General features: G+C 76.7%; 7 protein-coding genes. 4 read left to right on the forward strand and 3 right to left on the reverse strand.

Features of this window, described 5'->3' with window-relative positions:
• Window positions 1-175: 175 nt before the first annotated feature.
• Together ACFV0G_RS03355 and ACFV0G_RS03360 are read right to left on the reverse strand one after the other, a co-directional pair.
• Complete coding sequence (locus ACFV0G_RS03355; RefSeq protein ID WP_380540807.1) at window positions 176-1,012, reverse strand: hypothetical protein; 837 nt, start codon at window positions 1,010-1,012, stop codon at window positions 176-178.
• Window positions 1,009-1,740, reverse strand: coding sequence for an RNA polymerase sigma factor (locus ACFV0G_RS03360; RefSeq protein ID WP_380540903.1), 732 nt, complete (start codon window positions 1,738-1,740; stop codon window positions 1,009-1,011). The genes ACFV0G_RS03355 and ACFV0G_RS03360 overlap by 4 nt, the downstream gene beginning before the upstream one ends.
• 228 nt (window positions 1,741-1,968) lie before the next feature.
• On the opposite strand from ACFV0G_RS03360, the gene ACFV0G_RS03365 reads away from it, so the two are divergent.
• The 4 genes from ACFV0G_RS03365 to ACFV0G_RS03380 all read left to right on the forward strand — a co-directional run bounded on the left by ACFV0G_RS03365 (window position 1,969) and on the right by ACFV0G_RS03380 (window position 4,924).
• The gene (locus tag ACFV0G_RS03365; protein WP_380540810.1) at window positions 1,969-2,649 is read left to right on the forward strand and encodes a hypothetical protein; all 681 of its coding nucleotides are present in this window, start codon (window positions 1,969-1,971) and stop codon (window positions 2,647-2,649) included.
• 74 nt (window positions 2,650-2,723) lie between these two features.
• On the forward strand, window positions 2,724-3,404 hold the full coding sequence (locus ACFV0G_RS03370; protein WP_380540813.1) for a TetR/AcrR family transcriptional regulator: 681 nt from the start codon (window positions 2,724-2,726) through the stop codon (window positions 3,402-3,404).
• Window positions 3,405-3,436: 32 nt separating this feature from the next.
• The gene (locus tag ACFV0G_RS03375) at window positions 3,437-4,138 is read left to right on the forward strand and encodes a tyrosine-protein phosphatase (RefSeq protein WP_380540816.1); all 702 of its coding nucleotides are present in this window, start codon (window positions 3,437-3,439) and stop codon (window positions 4,136-4,138) included.
• An 81-nt stretch (window positions 4,139-4,219) separates the two neighbouring features.
• Window positions 4,220-4,924 (forward strand): class I SAM-dependent DNA methyltransferase, encoded by a 705-nt coding sequence (locus ACFV0G_RS03380; protein ID WP_380540819.1) that lies wholly within the window; start codon window positions 4,220-4,222, stop codon window positions 4,922-4,924.
• 21 nt (window positions 4,925-4,945) lie between these two features.
• Here ACFV0G_RS03380 and ACFV0G_RS03385 read toward each other — a convergent pair whose 3' ends face one another.
• Window positions 4,946-5,440 (reverse strand): NUDIX domain-containing protein, encoded by a 495-nt coding sequence (locus ACFV0G_RS03385; protein ID WP_380540822.1) that lies wholly within the window; start codon window positions 5,438-5,440, stop codon window positions 4,946-4,948.
• Window positions 5,441-5,585 lie beyond the last annotated feature (145 nt).

Here is a 5,585-nt window from a genome sequence, read left to right on the forward strand (position 1 = left end):
ACACCCCCACCCCCCCCCACCCGCGCTCACCCCACGTCTCGTGGGCTCGGATTTGTGTATCAGACACAGACACGGGGGAGCCCACCGACCCCCCGGAAGTCGAGAGGTGGAACGATCCCCGGACGGCCGACGGGCCCGGGGGGGGTTTGCCCGCCGGCCGTCCGGAGTGTGTGGGTCACCTGGACACGGCACCGTCCTTGCCGAGGCCCTCGGTGACGGAGGGGAGCGGGGTCTTCGTCCGGTCGCCGCCCCTGGTCGGGGTGGGGGTCGGTTCCGGTTTGCCCGGACCGTGGGTCGCGGACGGGCTCGGCGCGGCCAGCGCCGCGCAGTACTGGTCGACCTTCCCGGCGCCGCCGGCGGCCGCGACCAGCGGGGCGAGCCGGACGTCGGCGAGCAGCTCGTGCCGCTTGCCGCCGGCCGCCAGGCGGTCGAGGTAGGTGGTGCAGAGCCGGGAGAGCTCCGGGACCGCGGCGGCCCCGGTGCCCGGGGACGCCGTGCCGGAGCCGGCCGGGGCCGAGGGGTGCCCGCCGGCGTCGGTGTGGTCCGTGCCGCTCCCGGAGGGCCGGCCGGAGGCGGTGCTCCCGCCGTGGGCCGCGGAAGCGTCCGGGGTGCCGGTGGCGGCGGGCGGGGTCCGTTCGGCGGTGCCGCCGCCGCCGAGGGCCCGCGGCAGGTTGCCGGTGCCCGCGGCGACCGCGACCGAGCCGATCGCGGTGACGGCGAACGCGGCGACGAGTGCCTTCACGGTGAAGGCCCTCCTCCGCGCGTGGTCCGCCATCGTTGCTCTCCCGGTGTGCAGTGCAGGGTTGCGACGAGCCTCCCGGAAGGCGGCCACGGCCTCCCGCTCCCCGGGCAGTTCGCCGTCCTCGGCAGGGGCTGCCGCGGCGGCGAGCAGCCCGGCGAGGGCTGCATGACCGGTGAGGGTGGCCGGACCGGCCTCCGAGCCGACCGGGCCACCGCCGAGCAGCAGCTCGGCCGTGTCGCGATCGATCCGGCGGGATCGGTTCTTGCTCATCTCATGTCCTTCAGCGTCGCTGCCCGCCCGGGTGTCACACCCTGCGGAGAATTTTTTTCGGCGCCTTGCCGGGGCAGACCCGCGGCCGGTCCGCCGGAGTGATCCAGCAGCTTGGCGAGGCGCTTCAGACCGCGGTGCGCGGCCATCCGGACGGTGCCGGCCCGCTTGCCGAGGACCGCGGCGGCGCTCTCCGCGTCCAGGCCCAGCAGGACGCGCAGCAGCACGGCCTCGCCCTGGTCGCGGGGCAGCCGGGCGATCAGCGCGAGGGCGTCGGCCGTGGTGACGGAGGCGAGGGCGCTGCCGGCGGTGTCCTCGGCGGCGGCGAGGCCGAACAGGTGCTCCACCGGCAGGTCGGCGGTCGGCCGGCGGCGCTGGCGGCGCAGGTGGTCCATGGCCCGGTTGCGGGCGATGGTGGCCACCCAGCCCCGGAAGCCGTCGGAGTCGCCGCGGAAGCCGCCGAGATCGCGGGCGACCTGGAGCCAGGTCTCGGAGGCGATGTCCTCGGCGTCCTCGGGCCGCCCGCCGACCAGCACGCCCAGGTAGCGCAGCAGGCCCGGCTGGACGGCGCGGAAGAGGTGGCGGAAGGCCTGTTCGTCGCCGCGCTGGGCGGCCGCCACGGCGGTGCCGAGATCGGTCCGCCGGTCGGGCGGGTGCTCCGGGTGAGGTGGTCTGCGCGGTGGTCCGTCGGCGCCGGACCCGTCGAGTTCTGCACTGTGCACCCGCCACATCATGCGCCATCCGGGTGAGATCGCGGGCCGTCGGGGCGCAGTCCGCGGAACGGGGCGAAGGACCGGCCGCCGAACGGACCAAAGTCCTGTCAGCTGCTGTCGTTCGTCTGCGGCCGTCATGCTGGACCGGCGCCTACCGTGGCAGCAGGGCCGGGCCGCGCCGCCGATCCCGCCCGCCCCGGTGCGCACACCGGCCGGCCCCTCCACCCCCACTACCAGGAAGCTGCGATGACGACTGCCCGGACGCTCTTCGCCGAGGGCCTGCGCGACCACCTCGCGCCGGCCCTGCGCGCCATGGGCTTCACCGGCTGGCGCCGCTCGTTCAGCCTCCCCGACGTGGACCACTGGGCGCTGCTCGGGATCCGGCTCGGACACGCCGACGACCGGGTGGTCCGCTACACCGTCGTGCTCGCGGTCACACCGAAGTCCGCCTGGGCCGGCCCGGGCCTGCGGCCCGACCCCGCCACGGCCACCGGCCGGGAGACCTGGCGCAGCGGCATCGGCGAGCTGATGCCCGTCGGCGGGGAGGTCTGGTGGCAGGTCGCGCCCGGGCCCCGCTGGCAGGTCGGCCTGGAGGACACCGTGGCCGCCGTGCGGCACTACGGGCTGCCGGAGCTGCTGCGCCGGGTGGAGCAGGGGGCCGGGGTGGAGACGTACCTGACCCAGGCCGAGCTGGCGGACGTGAACGCCGCCCTGGAGCTCGCCGAGGTGCCGCGGATCCGGCGGGCGGAGCTCGCCGACAAGGCGTTGGAGCTGCACGGCGCGTGGCAACGCGCCGACGTGGTCGCCGAGGAGGTGCTGCGCGGTGCGGCCACCGGCTTCCTGTCTGCGGGCGACGAGCGGTTCACCGCCGTCCGCTGCCGGGACACCCGCGGCCGCGAGCTCTGGGTCTTCCCGGCCGGCCGCTGACGCCCTCCTGCCGCCGTGCGGGCCACGGGGTAAATATTTACTCACTCCATGTTTTTAGTGGCTACACTTTGTCCATGGCCGCTCCCGATCCCGTCCCCTCGCTGCGCGAGCGCAAGAAGCAGCAGACCCGCGCGCGCATCTCCGGTGCCGCCGCCGGGCTCTTCGTGAGCCGCGGCTTCGACGCCGTCTCCGTCGCCGAGGTCGCGGAGGCCGCCGAGGTGTCGAAGATGACCGTCTTCAACTACTTCCCGCGCAAGGAGGAGCTCCTGCTGGACGGTCTCCCCGAGGCACTGGAGCTGACCGGCGCGGCGGTGCGCGACCGCCCCGCGGGCACCCGCCCGCTGCAGGCGCTGGAGGGCCTGGCGCTCGGCCTGGCCGAACGGCGCCATCCGCTGGCCGGCCTGGCCGAGCCCGTCCCGCGGCTGTGGCGGACGGTGCTGGACTCCCCCGCGCTGCGCGCCTACGCCCGCGAGTGCCTGGAGGCGGTGGAGGACCACCTCGCCGGCCTGCTCGCCGCCGAGGGCGAGGGCGCGGTGCAGGCCGGGTTCACCGCCGCGCTCGGCGTCACCGCGCTGCGCACCCTGCACACCGCCGCGGCGGTGCGGATCCTGGCCGGGGAGAGCCCGGACGCGGTCGCCGCGGACCACCCGGCCCTCGTCCGCCGGGTCTTCGCGGCCGCCGACCGCGCCGCCGCCGACTTCGCCGCCGGGGAACCATCCGCGGGGGCCCGGGAGTCAGATCTCCAGGAGGGCTGACCCGCCCTCGGATCAGCAGGGGGGACGGGGACATGACGGAGGATCGGCGACTGGTCTGGGACGGCTGCCTGAACGTGCGCGAGCTGGGCGGGCTGCCCACCGTGGACGGCGGGCGGACGAGGCGCGGTGCGGTCGTCCGCGCCGACAACCTGGACCGGCTGACCGCGGAGGGCTGGGAGGCCGTCCGGGCGTACGGCATACGCACCGTCGTCGACCTGCGCAACGAGGAGGAGTACCGGCCGCTGCTCGGCCGGCCGGACGGCATCGGCCTGGTCCGGGTGCCGCTGGACGAGCTGGCCGGCCCCGACTGGTGGTCCCGGTTCGGCGGGCTCGACGGCACGCCGCTCGCCTTCCGGCCCTACCTCGACCACTGCCCGCAGGCGGTCGCCGCCGTGGTGGCGGCGGTGGCCGCGGCACCGCCCGGCGGCGTCGCGGTGCACTGCGGCGCCGGCCGCGACCGCACCGGGCTGGCCGTCCTGGTCCTGCTCGCGCTGGCCGGCGCGACGCCGGACGCGATCGTCGACGACTACCTGCTCAGCGCGGACAACCTGCGTCCGCTCTGGGCCATGCTGGGGCGCCCCGACGAGACCGAGGCCGTCGAGGCGGTGCTGGCCGAGGCCGGCACCACCGCCGGCACCGCGATCCGGGAGACCCTCGCCGAGTTCGACCCGGCCGCCTACCTGCCCGCCGCCGACGCGGCCGCCGTCCGCGCCCGGCTGGTCGGCGCGCACTGACCCGGCGGTCCCGGCCGCCGCGCTCCGGCGGCCGGATTTAAACGGTCGCCGCCGCCGCGCACCGCCGCCGATACTGCCCGCATGGTGGATTTCAGCGACTTCGACCGCCGCGGCTACCGGACGGTCGACGTACGAACGGGCTACGGCCAGTGGGTCGGGAGCTACGAGCGGACCGTCGAGGACGCGATGGACATCGCCGTGCTGGACCGGCTCGCGGTGCCGCGGTGGTCTGCGGTGCGGCGCGCGGCCGACCTCGGCTGCGGCACCGGCCGCACCGGCGGCTGGCTGCGCGGGCACGGTGCGGCATCGGTCGACGGCGTCGACCTGACCCCGGAGATGCTCGCGGCCGCCCGGGCCCGCGGCGCCCACGACCGCCTGGTGGAGGCCGACCTGGCCGACACCGGGCTCCCCGGCGGCGCGTACGACCTGGTGGTCTCCTCGCTGGTGGACGAGCACCTGGCCGACCTCGGCCCGCTGTACCGGGAGGCGCACCGGCTGGCCCGGCCCGGCGGGCTGTTCGTGCTGGTCGGACTGCACCCGTACTTCATCATGGCCGCCGGGATGCCCACCCACTTCGACGGGGCGGACGGCGAGCCGATCGCCATCACCACCCACGTCCACCTGGTCAGCGAGCACCTCACCGCGGGCCTGGCCGCGGGCTGGCGGCTCGCCGAGATGCGCGAGGCGGTCGTCGACGACGCGTGGATCGCGCTCAAGCCGAAGTGGGAGAAGTACCGGAGCCACCCGGTGTCCGCGGCGTACGTCTGGGCCCGGCCGGAGGAGTGAGCACCCCGGCCGGGCCGCGGCTCAGAACCCGGAGACCGGGCTGGTGACGACCCGGACCCGGCCGTCGGCCCGGGCGGCGAGGCCGGCCGACAGCCGCAGCGACCGGGCGGGGCCGAGCAGTCCGAGCGCCTCCTCGGGCTCCGCCCAGCGGTGCGCGTCGAGCTCGCCGGCCGGCAGCACGATCGGAGTGTCGGCGTCGATGGTCCCGAGGTCGAAGAGGAAGTGGCAGGCGGGGTGGTCGAGTTCGGCCGAGGGGTTGGTCCAGGCGACGACCAGCAGTTCGCCCGCCTCGCGCGCGATGCCGGTCTCCTCGGCCAGTTCGCGGCCCGCACACCGCCGCGGGTCCTCCCCCAGGTCGACGGTGCCGCCGACGAACTGCCAGTGCTCCCGGTAGCCGGCCTTGACGATCAGCACCCGGCCCTGCGGGTCGCTGATCAGGCAGCCGGCGGCGGCGTAGACCCGGGGCAGCGAGGCCAGCCACTCCTCGCGGGACTGCAGCAGCGGGCTGTCGGTCATGGGGTTCCTCCGGGGGTCGGCGGCCGCCCTCGCGGCGGCGCGCACCCCACTCTGGCGCACCGGCCGGGGGGGGGGGGGCCGCGCCGCGGGGCCGGGCGCCCGCGCGGGGGGGGGGGGGGGGCGCGGCGGGGGCGCGCCGGGGGGA

Origin of the sequence: Kitasatospora sp. NPDC059571 (genome assembly GCF_042735675.1) — a bacterium.
In the GTDB taxonomy this organism is placed as follows: Bacteria; Actinomycetota; Actinomycetes; order Streptomycetales; family Streptomycetaceae; genus Kitasatospora.